Annotated in this window: 2 protein-coding genes, 1 tRNA gene and 1 pseudogene; 1 reads left to right on the plus strand and 3 read right to left on the minus strand. The window is 63.3% G+C overall.

Annotated features, from left to right (window positions below; genetic code table 11):
- From EOD07_RS31010 to EOD07_RS31020, 3 genes are all read right to left on the minus strand, one after another.
- On the minus strand, positions 1 to 341 hold a 341-nt coding region (locus EOD07_RS31010), incomplete at its 3' end, for a hypothetical protein (protein WP_164772717.1).
- 6 nt (positions 342 to 347) lie between these two features.
- Positions 348 to 424: transfer RNA gene (locus EOD07_RS31015), tRNA-His, on the minus strand.
- A 342-nt stretch (positions 425 to 766) separates the two neighbouring features.
- Positions 767 to 1234, minus strand: a complete 468-nt coding sequence (locus EOD07_RS31020) for a phasin (RefSeq protein ID WP_127238002.1) — start codon at positions 1232 to 1234, stop codon at positions 767 to 769.
- A gap of 261 nt (positions 1235 to 1495) precedes the next feature.
- On the opposite strand from EOD07_RS31020, the pseudogene EOD07_RS31025 reads away from it, so the two are divergent.
- A pseudogene (locus EOD07_RS31025) lies at positions 1496 to 2392 on the plus strand (PAS domain-containing sensor histidine kinase); the annotation flags it as partial.

The following is a 2392-nucleotide window of genomic DNA, read 5'->3' on the forward strand; positions in this document are numbered from 1 at the left end:
AAGCCAATGTCTCGGATGCTGCTCATGTGATTGGCCGGCACCGAGACGGCGGCGCTGTTGACCAAGACTGTGGGGCGCGGGCGAGGTCTGGACCAACCACTGTAGCGCGGCCATACGACGAGCCTTCGCCTTCGATCTCGACGAAGATCCGCCATTTGTCGGCGGATCGGTTCCGGAAACATCGTGTGGTGATGCCAGCGCTTTCCGGAAGAGACGGCCGCGGCGATCTCGTCGAGCAGCACGCGGGCGGCGGCCGCGAGGTCGCCGGCCGACGTTCCTTTGTCCGAAAACGCATCAGCTCCGGGAGCTCCGCGCAGCAGGGCCAACAGTTCCTTGTTCAAAGCCGATGGTACCGTTGGCTGGGATCGAACCAGCGACCTCCGGATCCACAATCCGGCGCTCTAACCAGCTGAGCTACAACGGCACGCTTGCCTGAACCGGATCGAGGTGAAAGCTTCTTTCTCCGTGATCCGCTCTGTCGTTCGGCGATGCGTCAAATACGGGCTATCGGATTCTAATTCAAGGGCCTTGATTAGGCAAAGGACGGGTTTCCTCATCCGCCTTTCGTCAAGGCAAAAGAAAAGGCCGGCGGGAGGAGGTGCCGGCCTTTTCCTGTTACGAGCCAGCGGGAGGAGGTGCTGGCTGGTCACCCCGGAGACGGAGGGAGGAGGTTCCATCCCCGGGTATCTGGTTGCTCAACCCTTCGCACGACTGCTTGTCTGACGAAATGCGACGTTTTGATGCATCGCAGGGTTGTGCATGGAAATCAGGCAGCCTTGGCGTCCTTCATCGCCTTCTCGAAGGCGGCCTTGACCGGCTTGGAGACATCCTCGACCGCCTTGGTGGCAACGGTCTGGAACTCCTTGGCCTGCTCGACGGCCATTTCGACGCGCTTGCGCAGGAACGCGGTCTGCAGCTCGACGACTTCCGAAAGGGTCTTGGCGCCGACCAGGGCTTCGAGGTGCGAGAAGTTGGCCTCGGCATTGGCGCGCAGCGCGGCGATGGCCTTCAGCGAAACGTCGCTGGAAACGGTCTTGGCGGTCTCGTAGGTCGACTCCAGAACCTTCTGGGTCTCCTCGGCGCCGGTCTTCAGCTTGGCGTAGGCTTCCTTCGACTGCTCGACGCCCTTCTCGGCGAAGGCGCGGATCTGGTCGGTGGCCTTGGAAGCGTCGAAGCTCGGGAATTCGACGTTTTCGATGGTCTCTGCGGCGGTCTTGGCAGCGGTCTTGGACATTTTCCAACCTTTTTCGGGTAGCGGCTTTGACAGAAAGCCGTCTCGTTCATGTATGGTGGCAATATAAAGGTTTTTTTGTGCATTGCAACATCTTTGTTGCACCGCACCATAAAAATGTTCCCGTACGTCAGCCATTGGGCCGTTAACCAAGAGCCCAGAGATTTCGACCGATGCAAGCCTAGGCTTGTGGACCTCCGGGCCATGGGCTTTTATTAACAAAGCGTTAACTGAAAACGCCCGCTCCGGAGGGTCGGCCAGCACATGCCGCCTGAAAACTACTCCTTCCTCGACGTCGCAGTGCTCGACGCGGTGCGCCAGCGCTTTGCCGCGGGCGATGCGTTGGCCATTCTGTCGGCCGATCTCGAACAGGTGATCTGGGCGAACGGTCCGGGGGCGTCGGCGTTCGGTTATCCGGATATCGAAGCCATCATCGGCGCCTCGGCGCAGCTGCCGCTGATCGCCCGGCGGCAGATCATGGCGACCAGCGGTTTTCCGGACATCGGCAGCGACCGCGCCATCACGGTGAGGCTGGCCACCGGCATGGTGAGCCGCGCCGTCGGCTTCCTGGCCAGCGCCGTGACGATGCCGGATGGCGAGAAGGCAATCCTGCTCGCGGTACCGGCGACCCAGACCAGCTCGCGCAGCGCCGGCGAAATCGCCGGCCGAGCCATCGGCGGTTTTACGGAGGCCGGGCATTTCATCGCCTTCATCGACGCGCAGGGCGATGTCGAGGCAGCCTCCGACGGGTTCGCGGCGCTCGGCATCGAGCCGCGGACGCTGGCGGCCCTGGTTGCGGATGTGGCAAGCAGCAGCGACCGCGTCGTCAAGCGCCTGGTGCCTGGCGCCGACACCTCCTACCCGGCCGGCCTTGCGCGGCTCACCGACACGCGTCATCTGCTGGTGGTGATCGACGAGGACCAGCTCGACGGTGCGGACGGCGACCAAGAAGATCGATCGACCACCGACCAAGGCGATCGGACCAGCAATCGACAGGCTGCGGCGCCAGAGGCCGTTAGCGCTACGCCGTCAGATGAAAGCCCGACAGTCGAACCCGAGCCCCTGTCCGCCCCGGACAGCCACGTGCCGGCCGCGGCGGCTGGCGAAGAGGCCGAGCCGACCCCAGAGGCTCTCGACGGCGATGCGGGGCCCGGCACCGAC

The organism is Mesorhizobium sp. M2C.T.Ca.TU.002.02.1.1, assembly GCF_003997225.1.

Coding starts and splice junctions, on each gene's coding strand:
- EOD07_RS31020 (WP_127238002.1), bottom strand. CDS start 1,234: ATGTCCAAGACCGCTGCCAAGACCGCCGCAGAGACCATCGAAAACGTC.